The 19,405-nt window shown below is 42.9% G+C and carries 13 protein-coding genes; 6 read left to right on the top strand and 7 right to left on the bottom strand.

The genetic code is table 11. From position 1 onward, the window contains the following. Nucleotides 1-5: 5 nt before the first annotated feature. The gene (locus tag FLA_RS31195; RefSeq protein WP_144263995.1) at nt 6-284 is read left to right on the top strand and encodes a hypothetical protein; all 279 of its coding nucleotides are present in this window, start codon (nt 6-8) and stop codon (nt 282-284) included. After that, the gene (locus tag FLA_RS15470; protein ID WP_076377772.1) at nt 281-1,081 is read left to right on the top strand and encodes a queuosine precursor transporter; all 801 of its coding nucleotides are present in this window, start codon (nt 281-283) and stop codon (nt 1,079-1,081) included. The genes FLA_RS31195 and FLA_RS15470 overlap by 4 nt, the downstream gene beginning before the upstream one ends. Before the next feature lie 71 nt (nt 1,082-1,152). Here FLA_RS15470 and FLA_RS15465 read toward each other — a convergent pair whose 3' ends face one another. From FLA_RS15465 to FLA_RS15450, 4 genes are read right to left on the bottom strand one after another with little or no spacing between them, the layout of a single operon-like run. Beyond that, nucleotides 1,153-1,614 carry an NUDIX hydrolase gene (locus tag FLA_RS15465; protein ID WP_076377774.1) on the bottom strand — a complete coding sequence of 154 codons (462 nt, stop codon included), beginning with the start codon at nt 1,612-1,614 and terminating at the stop codon, nt 1,153-1,155. A gap of 3 nt (nt 1,615-1,617) precedes the next feature. Then, nucleotides 1,618-2,556 (bottom strand): magnesium transporter CorA family protein, encoded by a 939-nt coding sequence (locus FLA_RS15460; protein ID WP_076377776.1) that lies wholly within the window; start codon nt 2,554-2,556, stop codon nt 1,618-1,620. Between the two features lie 36 nt (nt 2,557-2,592). Beyond that, nucleotides 2,593-3,375: a diaminopimelate epimerase gene (dapF, locus tag FLA_RS15455; protein ID WP_076377778.1), complete on the bottom strand. Its 783-nt coding sequence runs from the start codon at nt 3,373-3,375 to the stop codon at nt 2,593-2,595. A 27-nt stretch (nt 3,376-3,402) separates the two neighbouring features. After that, a complete protein-coding gene (locus tag FLA_RS15450) occupies nt 3,403-4,272 on the bottom strand; it encodes a nucleoside phosphorylase (protein WP_076377780.1) in 870 nt (289 codons plus the stop codon). 227 nt (nt 4,273-4,499) lie between these two features. On the opposite strand from FLA_RS15450, the gene FLA_RS15445 reads away from it, so the two are divergent. Then, nucleotides 4,500-6,203: a WG repeat-containing protein gene (locus FLA_RS15445; RefSeq protein WP_076377782.1), complete on the top strand. Its 1,704-nt coding sequence runs from the start codon at nt 4,500-4,502 to the stop codon at nt 6,201-6,203. An 89-nt stretch (nt 6,204-6,292) separates the two neighbouring features. On the opposite strand, the gene FLA_RS15440 is transcribed toward FLA_RS15445, so the two are convergent. The 3 genes from FLA_RS15440 to FLA_RS15430 form a co-directional block, all read right to left on the bottom strand. Continuing rightward, nucleotides 6,293-10,285, bottom strand: coding sequence for a PKD domain-containing protein (locus FLA_RS15440; protein ID WP_076377784.1), 3,993 nt, complete (start codon nt 10,283-10,285; stop codon nt 6,293-6,295). A 476-nt stretch (nt 10,286-10,761) separates the two neighbouring features. After that, nucleotides 10,762-11,751 carry a helix-turn-helix domain-containing protein gene (locus tag FLA_RS15435; protein WP_076377786.1) on the bottom strand — a complete coding sequence of 330 codons (990 nt, stop codon included), beginning with the start codon at nt 11,749-11,751 and terminating at the stop codon, nt 10,762-10,764. Nucleotides 11,752-11,916: 165 nt separating this feature from the next. After that, on the bottom strand, nt 11,917-13,725 hold the full coding sequence (locus tag FLA_RS15430) for a phospholipase D-like domain-containing protein (protein ID WP_076377788.1): 1,809 nt from the start codon (nt 13,723-13,725) through the stop codon (nt 11,917-11,919). 366 nt (nt 13,726-14,091) lie between these two features. On the opposite strand from FLA_RS15430, the gene FLA_RS15425 reads away from it, so the two are divergent. From FLA_RS15425 to FLA_RS15415, 3 genes are all read left to right on the top strand, one after another. After that, on the top strand, nt 14,092-14,676 hold the full coding sequence (locus tag FLA_RS15425) for an RNA polymerase sigma factor (RefSeq protein WP_076377790.1): 585 nt from the start codon (nt 14,092-14,094) through the stop codon (nt 14,674-14,676). A gap of 80 nt (nt 14,677-14,756) precedes the next feature. Then, the gene (locus tag FLA_RS15420; protein ID WP_076377792.1) at nt 14,757-15,947 is read left to right on the top strand and encodes a FecR family protein; all 1,191 of its coding nucleotides are present in this window, start codon (nt 14,757-14,759) and stop codon (nt 15,945-15,947) included. A gap of 154 nt (nt 15,948-16,101) precedes the next feature. Continuing rightward, a complete protein-coding gene (locus FLA_RS15415; RefSeq protein ID WP_159445079.1) occupies nt 16,102-19,386 on the top strand; it encodes a TonB-dependent receptor in 3,285 nt (1,094 codons plus the stop codon). The last annotated feature ends 19 nt before the right edge of the window (nt 19,387-19,405 follow it).

Genomic DNA, 19,405 nt, shown 5'->3' with positions numbered 1-19,405 from the left:
TTATTATGCGTATTTTAGTTTTTTTGTCGCGGGTAGCGCTTTTATGTAACCTGTTTTTTGTTTTGTGTGTTCTTATCAGGTTTAAAGACCTGTTGCCGGGTAATGACACAAAAGGGTTTGTGATTATTATGGGCTGGGTGCTGGCGCCCTTTATGAACCTGGTGGTGAATGTATGGACGGGCGGGCTACTCATCGGTAAAAAAGCAGTTCCCATACCTAAATGGTTACGGCTGGTTAACTTCATTTTTCTTTTATTACAAATCATATTCCTCCCATTGAAATGATCCATCAGATTTTAAAAGATAAGCCCACCAAATTGTTTTTAGGCTTTACAGCCTTCTTTGTGGCCAATGCGTTAATAGCGGAGTGTATAGGCGGTAAAATTTTTTCGCTGGAAAAGCTGTTACATATTGCCCCTGCTAATTTCACCTTGTTTGGTCAAAGTAACCTGTCGTTCAATCTTACCTGTGGCGTGTTATTATGGCCGCTGGAGTTTATTATGACGGATATTGTTAATGAATACTACGGCCCCAGGGCGGTGAAGCGTATTTCGTGGACAGCCGTTCTGTTAATTTCCTATGCGTTTTTGATGTTCTTTACTGCTATTCATGTTCCACCGGCCGATTTTTGGCTGGGCGCCAATGTGAAAAATGGCATACCCAATATGCAGGATGCTTTTGGAGGTATTTACGGGCAGGGTATGCGTATTATTATAGGCAGCCTGGTTGCCTTTCTGATAAGCCAGTTGGTAGATGTGGCCGTGTTTCATAAGATAAAGAAAGCCACCGGCGAAAAACACATGTGGCTGCGTGCTACAGGTTCTACATTGGTGTCTCAACTCATAGACAGCTATATCGTATTGTTTATTGCGTTTTCCGGAGTCTTCACCTGGCAGCAGATACTGGCCATAGGTATGGTAAATTATACTTACAAGTTTATCATGGCTATTGTGTTAACACCTGTTATTTACCTGGCAGAAAAGCGGATAGAGAAGTACCTGGGCCATGGTACTGCCAAACAAATGAAGCTGGCCGCAATGGGCCAACAAGAGAATGCAGGGGATATTCCCGCAGCAGGATAGTTGTGAGCTTTTAGTTGGGAGTGCTGAATTCAATTTATATGAGAACTGATCACTCCCAGCTCTAACTTACATTAACGTGGTGGTAATTGCTTCAAAATATCCGCTACCACTTTATCTATAGGAAGTGTTACTGTTTCGTTTTGTAAATCGGCCCAGTTAATCCAGCGGAAGACTTCGCACTCGGTGGTTTTATCGGCTGTTTGTTCCGGGGTGAAAGCAAACGGAGTGGTATGGGTAACTATATTAATAGGCTCGTTCGATTTCACGAAGTAGTAAATACAGATGATCTGATCTACATTATTAAAGGCAGATATCTGGTAAAAGTCGGTGGTATAAATGTGATCACCAATGGTAACATCTAAGCCGGTTTCTTCCTGAAATTCGCGTTTCAGACAGTCGCGGGTGCCTTCTCCAAACTCCAGTCCACCACCGGGAAATTTAGTGATATAAGCACCTCTTATAAATTCATCAGCCAGTAATATGCGGTGGTTGTCGTCTGTTAAAATGCCGTAAACTCTAATGTTGAACTTCATCTGTTAAAACCATTTTTTCTTCATAAAATACCCGCTGATAATTACCGACAAGGCTATGGATATAATTACCGGTGTGTAAAAGGCATGGGGCGAGTGTTGGTAGGGGATGTCTACGTTCATACCGTAGATACTGGTTACCAGCGCGGGTAATGACAATATAATGGTAATGCTCGTGAGCCTTTTCATGATATTGTTGAGGTTGTTGTTGATAATGCTGGCAAAGGCATCCATAGTGCTGCTAAGGATGTTGGTGTAAGTGTTTGCCATCTCAAGCGCCTGGCTGGTATCCACTATCAGATCCTGCAAAAACTCTCTTTCTTCCTCGTTCAGCCCCAGAAAATTGGTTCTTTCCATTTTCATCATCAACAGCTCATTACTACGCAGAGCTGTTACAAAGTACACAAGGCTTTTTTGAATACGCATCAGGTTCAGCAACTCCTCGTTACGGTTGCTTACATATAAGCGTTGTTCAAACTGATTGCGCTTCTGGTTCATCTCTTTCAGATACTCCATGAAGTTTTGCACAATCTTCTCAAATATCTTCAGCACCATCATATTGCGCTTGTCGGGGTGGCGCTTTTGAAAAGTGTTCAGGAACTTTTTAATGGCTCCGTTATCAAAAGAGTTTACTGTAACAATATGGTTGTGGGTAAGGATAATACAAATAGGGATAGTAATGTAATAAGCATCACTATCATTAAAGGAATTATTCTCGGTTGGCGTTTTGATAACAATGAAGCGTACATTGTCTGCCACCTCATACCGCGACTTTTCATCTATATCCAGCGAATCCCGCAAAAACTCAATCGGAATATCCATAGACTCACCTAAACCAATAAACTCCTCTTCTTTGAAAGGAGGTACCAGGTTTACCCAGGAGCCGTCTTCTGGTTTGTCTATCTCAACCGTTTGGCTGTTAATATTCTTAAAGTATTGAATCATGGGAAGGTGAAGGGGATATAATAAGCCGGATAAATTTTATATGTTGATAGTACCTTTAAATACAAATTCAGCAGGGCCGCATAACCAGATGTTACGGAATGTATCCTCGCCGGTTTTGTCAAACTCAACAGCCAGGTGACCGCCCAGTGTTTTCACTTCTACACGGTTAAAGCCATTGTCGTTATGCGCAAATACCAGTGCCGAAGCAGTGACACCAGTGCCGCAGCTTAAGGTTTCATCTTCTACGCCCCGTTCGTAGGTGCGCACGAAAATTCCTTTAGGCAGTTCTTCTACAAAGTTTACGTTAATGCCTTCTTTGGCGTAAGTGTCGTTGTAGCGAATGGCTTTACCTTCTGCAAATACATTAAAGTGATCCAGTTTATGACCTCCTACAGGTTTTACATAATGGGGCGAACCGGTATTTAATATAGAATCGGAAAAATGCTGTTTAATGCCGTCCACATCTTTCATTTTCAGATGTACCCATTGGTTGTCTTCAATAGTGGCATCGTGAGGGCCATCTGTAGCAATAAAATGGTATTTACCCTTGTGAATGCCCATATGGTAAGCAAATTTTACCAGGCAGCGGCCACCATTGCCACACATGCTGCTTTCGCGGCCATCAGCATTATAATATACCATTTCAAAATCATACCCTTCTTTGCTGCCCAGCAGCATCAGGCCATCCGCTCCAATACCAAAACGGCGGTCGCACAGTTTATGCACCTGCTCGGTGGTAAGGCTGATAGCGTTATCGCGGTTATCTATAATTACAAAATCGTTTCCGGTACCCTGGTATTTGTAAAATTGAAGTTCCATTCTAATCCTTTTCCTGTTCTTATTCAGTTATTGAGCAATGATTTCCAGTGTATTGGTTATCAGGTTTTGTACTGCAAGAGCACCGTCTTTGGTGAACTTTTTGGTAACCCTGTTGGCTACAATCACGTTTAAACTTAAACACTGGTGTCCCAGCAATTTACCCAGTCCGTAAATAGCGCTGGTTTCCATCTCAAAGTTACTGATTCGGTGGTTGCCATACTCAAATTCCGTCAGGCGGTTAATCAGCTCCGGATTAGCCAGTCCTAAACGCAAAATACGTCCCTGAGGACCATAGAATCCGGGACAGGTAACCGTAATTCCATTGTGGTAGCCTGTTACAAATTTTTTCAGTAAGCTGGTAGCTGCGCTGGCAATATAGGGCGACAGGCGGCCTTCCAGCTGGGTATGTGCGTTAAATTCTCTTAATAAGAGCTTTTCTTCATCATTATTCTCGTGGCGGTAGTAGTGCAACAGGTTGTCAATACCTATGCCATGTGTCCCCGCTACAAAACTGTCTACTTCAATATGCGCCTGCAGCGAGCCGCTGGTGCCTATGCGAAATATTTGCAGGGAGGTAAGCTCGGGTTTGATGGTACGGCTGGCAAAATCAATATTGGCCAGGGCGTCCAGCTCGTTCAGTACAATATCAATGTTATCCGGGCCAATGCCGGTTGATACTACCGAAATACGTTTTTTACCTATAAAACCGGTATGTGTAATAAACTCACGGTGTTGTCTTTTCACTTCTACGGAATCAAAGTGCTTGCTAATTTGCTCCACCCTGTCCGGATCACCTACTGTAATAACGGTAGGAGCCAGTTCCTCCGGCTTTACATCCAGGTGGTAAACAGCTCCGCGACTATTGATAATCAGTTCACTTTCAGGTATTACACTCATAAAACTGGTTTTGAGGATACAAAAGTCGGGGTTTACGTGTTAAAAAGAACAGGTATTTACCGTTCAGGTAGGATTAATAGAGTGGGATACAGGAATATAAGGCAGGCCTGGTAACATTTTATTAATGTCCACCATGCTTCCGGGCAATTAGATATGTGTTACTTATATATATCTAAACACTAATTTAGCGGCTGTAAAACAACTGTTAACCGACAAATAAACCCTTAATGAAGCAATTATTCGTGGCATTTTTACTGGTAGCTGGTTTGGGAGCTACTGCCCAGGTAAAAGTTAAAAAAACAGCTAAAGCTGCTAAGAGTGATACTGCCAGCCAAAAGCAGGTGCTGCAGGAAGAAGAAGCGCCTGCAGTTGTTGAAATGTTGGAAACCGCCGTTGTAGAAGCGCCCGCGCAGGCCAATAGAGTGTACGGTGGTGGAAGTGGTTCGCGGTACTATAACGATGAAGATGGCGCTTATTACCTTTCTGAAAATTATGCCGATAAAGGAATCAGTATTGTATACAAGGGAGAAAGTTACAATAATAAGCGATATGCTATTATAGAAACAGCTAGCCGCAAAAAATTGACGCCTTTTATTTTTGAAAGCTTTAGCGCTGCCTTTTACGGCGCAGGTAATACGGCTACAGTTACCATCAATGGTAAATATGGAATTGTAAATGCCAGGGGCGAAATGGTATTACCTTGTAAATATGATCTCTTAAGTAGTTTTACTATTGACGAGCAAACCTATTATATCGCTACTATTAAAAACAAGGCAGGCATTATTTCTGAGAACGGGGAAGCGATACTGCCGTTTGACTATTCCTACCTGGAAAGCACTTCCAGTGGCAAGCATTTATTTGTGGCTCAGCAGGGCGATATGTACGGGCTTATTAATGTGGTAAGCAAAGAAGTGGTGTTGCCTTTTGAATATTCTAAAATCGCTGTCAGCAGGGAGTATATCAAGGTAACCAAAGATGATAAGTATACGTTTGTGGGGCTTAATGGTAAACCTGTAACTAAAGATTGGTATAGCTATTTATATGTTTATGACGATTTTGCTGTTGCAGAGACGAATGGTCGCTTTGGTGTAATAGACCTGACGGGTAAAATCCTGTTCCCGTTTGAATATGATAAACTGGAAAGGATAAGCAACAACACAGACAATAGCAGCTATTTTATTGCTCGTAAAAATGGAAAATATGGAGTGCTAAACCGGGAAGGAAACGTTGTTGCTCCATTTGAATATGACGATTTAACCAGGATATATTATCATCCATTACTTGTTGCCACACAAAAAGGCAGGAAAGGGTTAATTAACATGAATGGTAAAGTGGTATTGCCTTTGGAATACAATGCCATTACTGTTACTGAAAAATCTTTTTTATTGAAAAAAGAAGATAAGTACGGTCTGTTGGGGCGCGAATTGAATGTGATACTGCCGGTTAACTTCGATTATATTAAATCCATATCTATTGATAATTCTTACCGGAATAACTACTTCCTGGTAAAGCAACATGGTAAAGTGGGTGTTTGCACCAACACAGGTGAAAGGATACTGGATATAATATATGACGACCTGGTGCCTTCTGTAACCAGTCGTTATAGCGAGTCTAATACTTATAAAACTCCGTTCATTGCTGTTAAAAAAGGAAAATATGGTATGGTGGAACAGAAGGCAGATGCCAGTTCTGAAAGTAAAGCGCTGATTCCTTTTGAATATGAAGATCTGGACTATCTGAGCACTTTTCTGGTAATAGCTAAAAAGAGCGGAAAGTATGGCGTGCTTACTACTTACGAAAACAAAGTAGTGCTTCCGTTTGAATACCAGATGCTTTCCAATAAAGATGGAAATGTAATTGGATATAAAGATGGGTTTGTACAATTTAAGTCTTATGGCAGAGGTATTACTCCTGTTACAGGCACGCGGTAAAAAGTACATTGCAACCTCATTTATAATAACAAAAAGCGGCTGTTCATTTAAATGAACAGCCGCTTTTTGTTATGCGTTAACCTGCTTTATTATCTTATCACGGTAATAGTGCCATTTCTTAAAAACACGCCACCATCGGGGCATTGCATTTCAATAAAGTATACATAGGCGCCGGGAGGTTGTAATTCACCATTGTATTTACCGTCCCAGCAATTACTTTGGTCGCTGGCAATAAAGTTACTGCGATCAAACACTTTCAGGCCCCATCGGTTAAATATGGTCATGTGTTTGATAAAGGAAATGCCTTTTATAGTAAAGTAATCGTTTCTGCCATCCCCGTTTGGAGAAAAGCCCGTAGGTATTTGCACCAGTTGTTGCTGGCACTGCATTTTAATAGTTACGGTGTCAGTGGCTTTACAATTATATTGGTTAGTGCCTGTTACTACATAGCTAATTTGCGACATAGGGGTACTTACCGGTGAAGCACAGCTGGTACAGTTTAAGTAAGTAGCAGGCTGCCAGTTCCATTGTGTAATAACATCCGGTGAGGTGGCAGTTAAGGGAACGGGAACACCTACCAGTACTTCTGCATCTTTACCTGCATCTACAACAGGCAAAGGGTTTACCGTAACGGTGATTGTGGCGGTATCGGTAAAGCATTGATGTGTATCATAACCTACCAGTGTATACTGTATAGTGCTTTGCGGATTGGCCACGGGGGTGGCAGACTGGGTATTGCTTAAATTGCTGGTATTGTTTATCCATTTATAGGTATCTGCCCCGGAAGCCTGTAACTGAATGCTCTCTCCTTTACAAATACTGGCTGTTGCAGGCAGCACCAGGCTAAAAGGCTGGTATACTTCCACTGTATAGGTGGTGCTTCCTTTGCATCCCCATTGGCTGGTGCCATTAATAGTGTATTCAGTTGTTTGGGGGGGAGATGCCATGGGATTAGCTACCTGATTATTGTTTAAACCTGTGGCTGGCGTCCATTCATAATTGGTTGCACCGGTAGCGGTGAGCGCCACAGCGCTACCCCGGCAGGTGGCTCCATTAGCTGGGTTTATTTGTATGGTAGGGATCGGGTGAATAATGGCTTGCTCCCCGGCATCGGTATAATAAGTGCAGCCCTGTGCGTCTTTTTCAACTACTGCGGGGCTATAATTACCGGCCTTCGTGTAGGTATGTGTAACCTGGGCACTGCTTGCCTGCACATTACCATCTCCAAAATCCCATATCAGCGAGCTGGTATTAGAGCCGGTTGCCTGTAAAGTGACTGTTTGGCCAGGGCATCCTTCGTTATTGGTAAGGGTTACTGCTGTTTGCGATTGGTAAATAACAACAGAGTCTTTGTAAGTGCCAATCAATGTAGTGTTGTTGTATACATCCAGCGTAATAAAATATTTGCCTGGTCTGGTGTATACATGCGAGGTGTAACCAGTGCCTTCGACAATAGTGCCATCACCAAAATTCCATACCCGCCTGGTGTAAGAAACGTTGATGCTGGCAGATAGTTGAACAAGCACAGGCGGACATTTGCTGCTGCTTAACAATGTTTTGCTCACTGTTGCCGAAACTGCGGGTTGTGTGGGTGTTACCGGTGGATCGGGAATAACAGGTGGTGTACACTCTTTAAATGTCAGGGTAATATAGTTAGTGGTATCTATGCACCCATTGTATTGTAAAATGGCTCTTATTTTTTGTTTAGTGCTATCTACTTTTTCAAGAATGCCTGTGGCAGATGGAGCTAATTGCAAATAAGAATAATAATAACGGTTGTAATTGGTGCCATCTTCATATTGCCAGTTGAATAAGTAATAGTAATTATACGGCAGATAGCCTGGGTCGGAAGGATTTACCTGCAAGGTAAAGGGCAAATCTCCTCCTTTACATATTTCTGTTGCTGTAGTGCTTAATGTAGGCACCAGTTTTAATTGCACGTTTACGTATACCTGCCGGCTTACAGAGCAACTGCCAGTGGTGGCTTTTATGTTGACTGTATAGCTGCCTGATTTAGTGTAAGTGTGCGTGGTATCGGATAAGATGGTGTAAGTGGCTTTCTGCCCATCGCCATAATCCCATTCCCATTTATCTACCTGTTCTGCTTTCAGTTTAAAATTTATTTTGCCCCGGTTGTCTTCACAATTGCTGGTGTAGGACGTGGCATTAGTCTCCAGTATCGGAGGTAATACTTCCAGGTAGTTTACTTTGATAACAGAATCTGTGCAGGCGCCACTATTCACAATCAGTTTTATAGTATGCTTGCCCATGCTGCTTAAAGAAATCTGGTTGGAATTGTAGTAGCTACCCCAATTGTTGTAGGCGTTATCTACATACCATGTTCGGTATATATAATCTCCGCTAACCGAATAATATCCCAGGTTATCTGTTAATGTAGCATAGCCCGAACCACATAGGCTGGTGGTACTAGCCGTGAAGTCGGGTTTTATAAGTGTGTCTATATAAATAGTGGTATAATAATAAGTGTAAGCTGTGCCTGTGCAACCCTTGCTGGTAGTAAAGGTTACATTTACAGGGTACGAGCCGGCCTTTGTATAGGTATGTTCGGGAATAGCCTGGGTAGAAGTGCCGCCATCGCCAAAGGTCCAGTTCCAGGTACTAACAGCATCCCCACTTTCCAGATAAGGATCGGACATGGTGAAACGAAAATCGCCTTTACCACAATGATGATTGGATTGATTGGAACTGGGGTCTAGGTTAGTAGGGGTAATGTATGCTGTTGGTGTACTAAAGTCAATGTTCTTTCCTACAGAGGTACTGCAACCTGCTGCATTGCTTACCCGTAGGGAAATAGAGTAGTTATTGTGTGAAGGATAGCTGAATGTAAATTCCTGTGTGGTGTTGGGGAAGTTAGTATAATTATAGTTGTTGTACCATTCCCATTTTACAGCACCTGCAGTAGTGTCTTTTACATGTAAAGTCATGGTGGGATCACATCTCTGGTAATCGGTAATAAATCCAGTTGTGTTAGGACTGGCTTGCACGGTTACTGTTTTAGTAATTGTTTGAATGCAGGTGCCAAAGGTATTGGTTAAAGAAATGGTATGGTTGCCTGGCGTGTAAATATTGGTATATAATGAAGAATAGCTCCAGTAAGTGAGATTGCCATCTATACTCCATTGCGCATTATAGTTGATGGGGTTTGATTGATTATTAAAAACCAGGCTGGCGTTCTGACATAGCAGGTCCGGAACGGTAAAGTCTGTACTGTAATTGGCAATATTTAAATAGCTGCTTTTGGTTGCACTGGCCGAACAGCCATCGGCATCGGTGGCTGTAAGCGTTACCGAATAAGTGCCTTTTTGCGTGTAGTTATGAGCAGGTTCTTTTTCTGTAGCGGTGCCACCATCTCCAAAGGTCCAGGAATAGGTAAGCGGGGTGCCGCCGGTGCTGGTATTGGTAAAATGCAAAGGATCGCCTAATGCACACAAGAAGGTTTTATCCGCTTCAAATGTGGCGGTTACGGGTGCAGCAATATGAATATAGTTGTTTTTTAAAGCAAATCCTGTACATCCCTTGCTGTTGGTAACAGTGAGACTAATGCTTACATCAGTGGCTACAGGGTAGTAATGCTGAGTTGGATATGCATTGGTTTGCGTGGTAGTGCCATCTCCAAAATCCCAGGTGCAGGAGGTAATGGTGCTGTTAGTTACAGCAGGAGTAAATGTAACATTACCTGGCGAACATACTTTTTGGGAAGACACCGTAAAGTCAACTACCGGGTTTTCGTTTACCGTAATGGTTTTAGAGGAAGTGGCTGTTTTATTGCCATCAGTAACCGTGAGAGTAACCGTATAGCTTTTGGCTTCTGTATAAATAGCAGCGGCATTTTTATCACTGCTGCTGCTGCTATTACCCAGGCTCCATGAATAGATAGTGCTGGCAGAGGTGCCGGTGCTGGTATTGGAAAAATTTACTGTCAGGGGCGAGCAGCCACTGATGTTATCGGCAGTAAAGCTCGCTGTCAGCTGTGCATGCAGCGTGTTAAAATGAATAAAGATAAGACAGCTTAAAAGAGCAAAATGTTTTTTAAACAGGTTGAGCCGTAAAGCCAGGCGCATAAAAAGCAGGTTTAGTTGTTATAGCCTGTAAATTACAAATTAAGATAACGATGAAATGATAAAATTTATATATTAATAACTTGTTTACATAGCTGACAGGTAAAAACCAAAAAGCTATGTTTTATTACAAAACATAGCTTTTTCTGGCGCCGTATGGTAATATTATGCAGCAATACCATCCAGCCTAAGGTTAAATAGTGGGTCCGGGGGGAGACCGTTTTGCCGTCAGGCACAACGGTCAATTTCAGGGATAGCTATGATATGATAATGAATGACAGTAGGCTGCCATGTTTGATAAATGATTCGGTTTAGAGTGTATAAATCAACCCGCGCATAACCTTGCCATTCCATATAGAAATAATGGTGGTGGTATTTGGTTATAATGTAGGTTGGGAATTTGCTTTTGTGCTGTAACGGTGTAAAAGTAATAAATAGCAGATTCTCAACCGTGTATATGAGGGAGAAGTTTGTCCTGTTTATAATACAGGACTGGAAGGTGCCAGAGATTGGGCATATTGCAGCGGACTCATACCTACCAGTTTTTTAAAAGCATTGTAAAAGGCGCTGCGCGACGAAAAGCCTACCTGGGTTGCCAGCGCTTCAATGGTAATGTTTTGCAGACTACCGGGTTGAGACATTTGTTCTTTAATGCTGTTAACACGTTGATTATTAATGAAGTCGGTAAAGTTGAGATGGTAGTGATTGTTTAATAACAGGGATAGGGCGTGTGGCGTCATTTCCAGTTCAGCTGCCAGGCCGGCAAGGGTAATATTGCGGTTTGTATAGGGCTTGTTTGCCTGAATATATGTATCAATGTGTTGGCAGGCTTCGCTGGTTTCTTTTGCTTGTGCAGGAGCGGCGATATATTGTTTTTTGATCCTGGACAGGGTGGCAGGCTTAATATCCAGGAAGGATGAAATATGTTCTACCGACAGGCGTTCCAAATAGCCAGGTTTCGTTCTCATAAAATAAGCAAACCGTTCACTGGCATTGCCAATCCGTATAACCAGGGCCCTTTCCTGCGCATCCTGGTAATAGCGCTCCATCATTATCCGTACAATGTAGTTGAAATCGAAATAATGCTCTAGCAAACCACGTACTTTTTCAAGGGAAATGGCTAGTAGAACGGAAGGCTCTACCGTCATCATATTTTCAACGGAAGGAGCGGTACCGTACAAACCCGAAATAGAGCTAACAAATTCGTTTTCAATGGATATGTAAGTGGTTATTTGTTTCCGGTTGTGAAGCGTATATCCCATAATCGCCCCTGTTTTAATAAAATAGAGATAGTTGCAAACTTCTCCCTGGCGGGCTAGTATTTCATTTTTGCTGCCGTGTATTACTACTACGTGTTGATGAAATTCAGCTTTTAACGCATCACTTACCGGGTAAATGGTACTTAATAACTGTATTACATAATCAATATCTTCCTTGGCAGCATAAGGGAAAGGGATGTTACAGCTCACAAATTGGGATTATGGATCTTAAAAGAGATCAAAAATATTGAATTAAAAGTTACATCCTTATTCTTTTCAATGATAAACGATTGTTTTTGAAGCTAAAAAATGTATTTTATTTAAAAAATAAATACGGCCATGCTTTGGATAAGCATAGCCGTAACAATCAGGTACTTATAAATTATTCTTTGTTGTTGCAACAGCGAATAGTTCCCTGTCCACACAATGCAAATCATTTTTCTGGTAATAGCTTCTGGCCCATTTGCCATCTGTACTAAGACTAAAGGTTGGGGGTAAAGTATTCGTCTTTTTTTCCGGAGCGGGAAAAGCGTTTCTAAACTGGAAATGGTCTACCAGTGCCAAGGCTTCTAACGCAAACACGGTAGCAATATCTTTATCGCGTATCTCTATCAGGTTATCGCCATTTGCCATTTCGCCACCCAGCGCCAGGTTACTTGATCCCAGCCACACAACAGCATTGGGTGTGTTAAATCCACAAACAATGAATTTATGATGTACCTGGTGCCCGATGCCTACGCTCTTTTCCTGGTTAAAAGGTGGCGGGAGTAAGGTTTTACCAGGTTTACCTGTAACGCGGATGCCGGTAGTCGCAGAAGGTTTATAAAAAGTAAGACCATTATCGGAGTCGGTAATGCCACAGGAAAATATATTCGTTCTTTTATTTAATTCAATCAGGGCAGGTGCTACGGGCCCGGTGGTCTTAGGATCGGTACCCATTACCGCAAACAATATGCTGTTGGTTTCAGCATTCATGCGATCCACTATCTTATTCAAATTAGTAAGCGCCTGTTCCGAAGTGTGCGGTGCAAAGGTAATAGCGGTATATGGCTGTGCTTTACCTTTAAAAACAAACTCCTGGGTGGGTAGTACCGACTTTAAAAATTCTGCGGTTTTGGTTTGTGTGTTCCAGGCTTCGTTAAACAATTGCTGATAGAGGGCAGTAATATTAGCATCGTTGAATACAATGATGTGATTGGAGTTTACATACATGCCGGTAGTGGAAAAATTGGTAGACCCGCTTACCACTTTTACTGGTGTGCGTTGTTTGCCTTTGGATACAAGCATCACCTTATTATGCTGAAAGCGGCTGAAATTGCCCCGGATAATAGATGATACTTTCTTGCCACCTTCTAATTGCTTTTTGTCAGCTTTACGAAAAGCTTTTTCAAATTCATCTTCTGGCTTGGGATCTTTAGTATCGTGATGTAAAGGAGCGTCGTCCAGTATAATCCTAATGCGGCCCTGGCCTGCCAGCGTTATAAAATGTTTGAGAATATCGGTTTCGTTTAAATCGTAAGCGAACACATCCAGCTGCAAGTTTTTATTCTTCAGCACTTCTTCTAATACGCCAAATATCTTTTGCCGTGCAGTAAAGCCGCTCCAGTTATATTCATCCAGGAAGCTATATGGTTGTCCTTCATTGTTAATGCCTGCCTGTTGGGTGGTGTCAAACAACAGCGGGTTGTCTTTGGGTTTAAATAATGCCTGTAAGCCAAAATGGTTTACAAACGCCTGCGATTGCACGAAGCCCCTGGTAAAGCCTAATTGAATATTATTTTTTTCAAAGGGTGCAACCACAGTTTTTACTGTTACGCTTAACTGCTTATCAATAGGCAGTAGTTTGCCTTTATCAAAGTAACGTGGAGTAACGGTATAAGTGTATTTGCCATATATCACTCCGTTCAACTGGTGCACGCCCCCTGGAACATGCAGCCAGCGAAACTTTTGGATGGGAGCGTTTACACTGGATTGTGCGGGTTCTTTGGCTACACGGGCATGACCGTTTACATCGGGAAACTGTAGTTTGTTAAACAAGTAATAAGCTGTCATACCCTCGGGCTGGCATTGAATGGTAAAACCTGCCAGGTTGGTAATGTCTTTCTTGTCCAGGTTACAGGCAATTAATACCTTGGCGTCGCCCCGTAAAATGTTTACGGTAAGTGAAGTTTTTGTTTTTGTCATAAGTTGGGGTATTGTTTGTTTAATAGAAGAAGGAGTGAAGACAAGCAGCACACTATCCATACAGCACGCATAAAATACAACCTATTTTTCAGATTGTTTCTTTTCTTTTGAGCATATGTATAATTAGTTATAGGTGCGTGTGAATAATATTACATATTCTATTATATATGTGAATTGTGTATGAAAGAACGCATGGTTACTGAACAAAATGAACAGATTTGTTCAGTAGGTAACCAAAAGATTTGCGTTACCAGGGGGGAGCAGCGAGGATTGCTGAAAGGGGGCAGCTTTTTTTTGTGCTAACATTTGCCCGAATCGTGGTTTATTGTACTTTTAGGGCCGATTGAACAACGATTGCCTTGGTATATGCAAACTGATTGCTTTTTATATGAGCGGCTTCGTGCTGATGTGGCACGGGGTGATGCAGAAGCCTTCACAGCTTTATTTGAGCATTATAAGCACAAGATTTATTCTTACGCCTATCATTTTTCCCGTTCTGTTACTATTGCCGAGGAAGTTACCCAGGATGTATTTTTAAAGGTGTGGCTTAATCGTGAGGTATTGGTGGATGTAGATAATATAGATGCCTGGTTAAGTGTAATTACCCGTAACATCTGCTTTAATCAATTGAAAAAGATAGCCGGAGAGCGCAAAATGAAGGCGGCGGTAGCTACCACACATGTTGTTGCGGATGAGCCGGTGAACCAGTATATCGGATACAAAGATCAGCTGCACACCCTGCAACTGGCTATGCAGCAATTAACTCCGCAGCAACGCACTATTTTTCGTTTAAACCGCGAAATGGGGTTGAAAAATGAAGAAATTTCCCGGCAGTTGCAATTATCTCCCAATACCGTTAAAGCGCACATGGTCAGTGCATTACGTAAAATTCGCTTGTTTTTTGATACCCATCCGGTATCTGTTCTCCTGTTTTTTTTCTTACTCTTCTAGCCCTGTTTTCCAGCCCGGTTGTCCTTATGGTATAGGGCGGGGATTTATGCCGTAAATCCTTAATACCCTGGCAAAGCTGTATGGAAGAAAATAAACGATTGCGCTACCTGCTCAACAGGTATGTTACCGGTACATGTACCCCCGAAGAAGATACGGAACTGATGCAACTGCTAGCAGATGCAGGGCAGGAGGAATGGGTGAAGGAATACATGGCAGAAGCCTGGAGTCGTTTGCCGGGTAAGGAAACATTGGATGAAGCTGCATCTGAACGGATACGGTTGTTTGTATTAGCCCACCACACAAAAGTAATATCTATGCCGGCATCGTCAGGCCGCAACAGGCGTATTACGTGGGCAGCTGCGGCAGTGATGGTGTTGCTGGCAGGCAGCTTATTGTATGCTTATCGTAATTTGCTTTCACATCGTTCCACGCTGGCGTTAAAGCCGGGTATCACTAACACACAGGATGTTGCGCCCGGTACAGATGGCGCAGTGCTTACGCTGGCGGATGGTTCAACTATTATATTAGATAGCATCAAAGATGGCAGTTTAAGCAGGCAGGGAAATATCAATATCGTTAAAAAAGATGGGAAAATAAGTTATGTATCTGCCGATGGTAAAACCTTGCTACCGGCAGGTTTCAATACCGTTGGTACCGCACGTGGTAAACAGTTTCAACTGGTGTTGGAAGATGGTACACGGGTATGGTTAAACGCAGCTTCCTCTATCCGCTACCCGGTAGCGTTTGCCGATTCGGTGCGGGAAGTGGAGATTACCGGCGAAGCTTACTTTGATGTGGCGAAAAACAAACAAAAACCTTTTCGTGTAAAGGCCAATGGTACCAGTGTAGAGGTGCTTGGCACACAATTCAACATCAATGCCTATAGCGATGAAGCAGCGATTAACACTACTTTGCTGGAAGGAGCGGTGCGTGTTAAAAAAGGCAGCAGCCAGCAACTGTTGGCTCCGGGACAGCAGGCTAAGGTGAGCGATAAAGGGGAAATAGTAGTGCAAAGTGGTGTGAACACCAGCGAGATAACCGCCTGGAAAAACAATTTCTTTTCTTTTAATAATACAGATATACATACACTCATGCGTCAACTATCGCGATGGTACGATGTAGAGGTGGTGTTAGGTAACTACAACAGCACAGTGATGTTCAACGGCGATATATCAAGGGCAGTGAATTTGAGTACGGTGTTGAAGATGCTGGAACTAACCGGAGAAGTACATTTTACTATAGAAGGTAAAACAATTATTGTAAATAAATAATAAAAGGAATTACCCTGGTTGCACGGAAATAAAAAACGGAAGTGCTGGTACCACTTCCGCTGTAATAGTCCGGGCAAATCAAGGTAGTAATCTGGTGTGACTATTTATTCTTTCTTAACCCAAACATTGCAAAAGTATGAAACGGCTTGCTTTTATGAAATCTATTCTGCCCTTGCGGCGGAGCGGGTTTATTAAACTGTTGATGATGACGAAACTGTCGCTTTTCTTAATTCTGGCCGGATGTCTGACTGCTGAGGCAAAAGGCTATTCGCAGCTTATTTCGGTTTCTTTCGAACGAGCCCCGGTGCAAAAGGTGTTTGCCAGCATCCGTTCGCAAAGTGGTTACCAGTTTATTTATACCAACACCGTGCTGGAAAAGGCACGGCAGGTGAGCATTTCGGTAAAGGATGCCACGTTGGAACAGGTATTAAACCTTTGTTTAAAAGATCAGCCGCTCACTTATTCTATTGTAGAAAAAACAGTAATTATAAAACTGAAAGAGCCGCTGGTGCTGAAAGAAGAAGCGGCCCTGCCGCCGCCCATTGCTATTAAAGGCCGGGTGTTGAACGAGAAAGGAGAACCCATGCCTGGCGTAAGTGTGCAGGTGCGTGGCAAAAACTCCGGAACTACCACTGATAACGATGGTGCTTTTCAGTTAACCGTACCGGACGAAAAAGCCGTACTGGATTTTACTTATGTAGGGTACGCTTCACAATCCATTGGCGTGGGCAAAACACGCGAGTTTTCTGTGTTGCTGGTACAGGAAAACAAAAAGCTGGAAAACATAGTGGTAGTGGGCTATGGCACACAACGCCAGAAAGATCTAACCGGCGCTGTATCTGCAGTGAGCAGCAAAGATTTTAACCAGGGGCAAATGTTAAGCCCACAGCAAAGTATACAGGGCAAACTGGCCGGTGTAAACATTTCTCAAAATAGTGGTAAACCTGGTGGTTCCAGCACGGTAAGGGTGCGTGGCGGAACTTCCCTTACGGGGTCTAACGATCCGTTATATGTGATAGATGGGGTGCCTATTTCTACCTCTGCCGGCGTAAGTCAGGCCAATATTCGTGGCAACAGCACCGACTTCTTCGACCAGGAGCCTACTAACCCGCTGATGACTTTAAACCCGAATGATATAGAATCAGTAACTGTGCTGAAAGATGCGTCTTCTACTGCTATCTATGGTTCCCGTGCAGCCAATGGGGTAATAGTGATCACTACTAAAAAAGGTACTGCCGGAAAAGGCAGGGTGGCTTTGAATGTATCTGGTGGGGTATCGAATGTATCTAAAAAACTGAAGATGCTCACCGGCGATGAATACCGCGCTATTAACAACAAACTAGGTTTGTCGTTTGATGATAAAGGTGCCAATACCAACTGGCAGGATGAAATTTACCGTCCGGCCAATAACCAGGATTACTTTCTCAGTTTCTTTGGTGGCAGTGATAAAACCACCTATCGTGCTTCATTAGGCTATGGCAGTCAGGAAGGCGTGATGATTGGTTCTAAACTCAACAGAACCAACGCACGTATCAATGTAAACCATTCGGCGCTGGATGATAAGCTCACTTTTGACCTGCGGGTTAACTACGGGCAAACCTTTTCTAATTCTGCGCCTGTATCAAACACAGTAGGTAGTGAAGCGGGTACCAGCATGAACTACGAAGCATATGTTTTTAACCCTACCTTTCCTGTGTATGCGGCTAATGACAGCTATAATCATGTGCCGCCCTATCGGGTGAACCCGGTATCTTTTTCTACCGATTTAGCCGATCAGCTTACCAATAACCGTTTCCTGGGTAACCTGTCTACTACATATAAAATTGTCAAACCCCTTAGTGTGAATGTAAACCTGGGGTATACCAACCAAACGGTTAACCGTAACACCTATATCAGCAAAAACAATCCGTTAGGAGAAGGGCTGGGTGGTTATGCCAGTGTGCAAAAACTGCAGGATTATAGCAAGCTGCTGGAAATGGTGTTCCGCTTTAACCAACGTTTTGGTAAACATGCAGTGGATGCTATTGGTGGTTATTCATACCAGTACTTTGTAGAAGAAGGATTGCGTAACACAGCCAATGGCTTCCTGAGTGATGAGTTTAAATGGTACAGCTTACAGGCTGCCAGCACTATTAGCAGTGTATCTACTTTTAAGCAAAGCAATACCCTGATCTCCTTTTACAGCAGGGTGAATTATAATTTCGACGATCGTTTTTTAGTAACGGGTACCATCCGTAAAGATGGCTCCAGCCGTTTTGGTTCGGGTAACAAGTGGGGCTATTTCCCCAGTGGTTCTGTGGCCTGGCGTATTTCGCGTGAGAAGTTCTTTAACGTTACACCTGTGTCTGATTTAAAAGTACGTGCCAGTTATGGTATTACCGGTAACCAGGAAATTGGTAACCTTAACTCCATTACCACACTGGGTGCAACTACCACCGGTTATATAGTAGGGGGGAGCAGAATCACCACTGTGTTGCCACAGCAATATGCCAACCCTAACCTGCGTTGGGAGCAAACGGCACAGTTTGACGGAGGGGTGGATTTTGCTTTTCTGCAGGGTAGGATACATGGTAGTATTGATTATTATGTGAAAAAAACAACCGATCTGTTGCTTCGTTTGCCGGTGCCTTCGCCTACTGCGGTAAGCACACAATTGGCTAACGTGGGTAGTGTACAAAACAAGGGCATTGAACTGGAATTAGGCGCTACTGTTATAGAGAAGAATCATTTCAGCTGGGAAAGCAGTCTTAACTTTAGCCGTAACAGGAATAAAGTGTTAAGCCTGAGTAATGACCAGTTTAAAGGTGATAACATTAAAATAGCGCCTTTGCAGGGACAAGGCTTAACCTCTGGTGTATATGCACAGTTGATTACACCCGGACAGCCTTTAGGTACTTTTTATGGCCGTCGTTTTGCAGGTATAAAAGATGGTGTAGAGCAATTCATTGCGGGAGATACAGTAATAGGCTGCGCGCAGCCTGATTTTACCTTTGGTTTCAGCAACACCTTCAACTATAAAAGATGGACTTTAACCCTTAACGCCAGAGGCTCTGTGGGCAACGATATTTATAACCTTACAGCCAACAACCTGGGCTATCTCAGCAACCTGCCTGGCCGCAACGTAATGGAAATTGCCGTAGCCAGCGGGGTAGGGCGTGATCAGCCTAAACAATATTCTTCCCGTTGGATTGAAAATGGTTCTTTCCTGCGGTTAGATAACGTAAGCCTGTCTTATAACATCAATGTAAAAAATACATTCTTATCCAACGCCAGGGTGTACATCTCGGCGCAAAACCTTTTTGTAATAACAGGCTACAGCGGATTGGATCCGGAAGTGAACTCCGAAATATCAGGAACCGGTGTGGCGCCGCTCGGTGTTGATTATCTGGCTTATCCTAAATCCAGAACTATCAGCGCTGGCGTGAATGTTATTTTTTAACTGTTATTGAACACAAAAA

Origin of the sequence: Filimonas lacunae (assembly GCF_002355595.1) — a bacterium.
GTDB classification, from domain to species: domain Bacteria; phylum Bacteroidota; class Bacteroidia; order Chitinophagales; family Chitinophagaceae; genus Filimonas; species Filimonas lacunae.
Note: the sequence above shows the minus strand (reverse complement) of the source record. Positions and strands in the feature narration are given on the sequence as shown.